The sequence below is a fragment of the Synechococcus sp. R6-10 genome, from assembly GCF_047461815.1.
Lineage (GTDB): Bacteria > Cyanobacteriota > Cyanobacteriia > Thermostichales > Thermostichaceae > Thermostichus.
Map to the genome: position 1 here is coordinate 1 of NZ_JANSHW010000629.1, position 1,636 is coordinate 1,636.

The following is a 1,636-nucleotide window of genomic DNA, read 5'->3' on the forward strand; positions in this document are numbered from 1 at the left end:
GTGGAGGTAGTGGAAACGTCATGGCCCGATCTTGCCCGAGTTCTGCCAACTCTCCCCGCCGTCCACTGGCTTATTCAGAGCAAGCTGTCCCGGTTGGGGTGATCGGGGTAGGCAACATGGGCCAGCACCACACCCGCGTTTTCAGCCTGATGAAGGATGTGCGGGTCGTGGGGGTAGCGGATATCAACGTGGAACGGGGATTGGATGTGGCCAGCCGCCACCGCGTTCATTTCTATGAGGACTACCGCGATCTGCTGCCCCATGTAGCTGCCGTGGCCATTGCCGTGCCGACGGTTCTGCACCACGAGGTGGGTATGGCCTGCCTGGAGGCCGGGGTACATGTGCTGATCGAAAAGCCCATCGCTGCCAGCATCAGCGAAGCAGAATCGCTGGTGAACCGAGCTGCCGATTGCAATTGTATTTTGCAGGTGGGGCACATCGAGCGCTTCAGCCCTGTTTTCCAAAAGCTGGGCCAAGTCTTGCAAAGTGAAGAACCTCTGGCTTTTGAGGCTCACCGTCTCAGCCCCTATTCCGACCGCGCCAGCGATGTGTCGGTGGTATTCGACTTGATGATCCACGACATCGATCTGTTGCTGGAGCTGATCCCATCTCCCGTGACCCAGATTACCGCCAGCGGCAACCGCATCTCCAAGCTGGGCTACCTGGACTACGTCACGGCTACTCTCACTTTTGCCAACGGTGCCATCGCCACCCTCACTGCCAGCAAGGTCACCCACCGCAAGGTGCGCAAAATTGCCGTCCACTGCAAGAATGCCTTGGTAGAAGCAGATTTTCTCCACAATGAGATCTCGGTGTACCGCCAGGGATCCGTCGGCAGCACCAGCGACTACGGCCAAATGCCCTACCAGCGGGATTGTTTGATTGAGAAAGTCCACACCGACAATATCGACAAGCTGCATGCCGAACTGGAGCACTTCATCAATTGCGTGCGGGGGGGCAACCAACCTTCTGTGGGTGGGGAACAGGCCCTGAAAGCATTGAGGCTGGCCTCGGAGGTAGAGCGGATTGCTTTGGATGGATGTGCCTGGAGCGAAGCCAAGCCCCGCCGTAGTCTCCTATCCTAGTCTTTAACGCAAGCCCCAGATGGGGGCAGAGCCCTGTTGTTGGCCCATAGCCATTCCAGCATCAGGCTGGGGAAGAAAAAGCGACATTCGCGCCCGCGGAGTGCAGCTCTATTGACAGCTCCCCATTCGGGTGGCAGCTTTTCGAGCGAGCAATGGGGCTCCCACCAGACTCAGGCAAGAGGTGGCATCCACAGCTGTGAAATCGGGCACGCAAGCCCCGGCAGCAACGGCGAGTCCAATTCGAGTCCAATTCATCTTTCCCAAGCAAGTTTTGATCAACACCAACTGCCTTTGCTGACGCCGGTAGACTTCCACTTGTTGCTGTTGCCAGTCCACCACTCAATACTCCTGTAGCCCAAGCCGACTGTAAAGCTTGAGCTTAGTTTGCTTATCTTGGCCAATATTGCGAGCTCCAGGGCTCAGCACTCCTACCGCCGATTCTGGGGCACTGTGGAGTTTGCCATCCGCCCCTAACGCTGTTCTCAGCTAGAAATCGCAGGAGCCCCGCACTGTACCCGTAGGGTCAGTGTCGGGAGGAATGCGGAAGTTAT

Annotated in this window: 1 protein-coding gene; it reads left to right on the forward strand. The window is 57.5% G+C overall.

Going from position 1 to position 1,636, the window contains the following annotated elements:
• Positions 1–20: 20 nt before the first annotated feature.
• Positions 21–1,085, forward strand: a complete 1,065-nt coding sequence (locus tag NW837_RS14700; protein ID WP_011432295.1) for a Gfo/Idh/MocA family protein — start codon at positions 21–23, stop codon at positions 1,083–1,085.
• Positions 1,086–1,636: the final 551 nt, after the last annotated feature.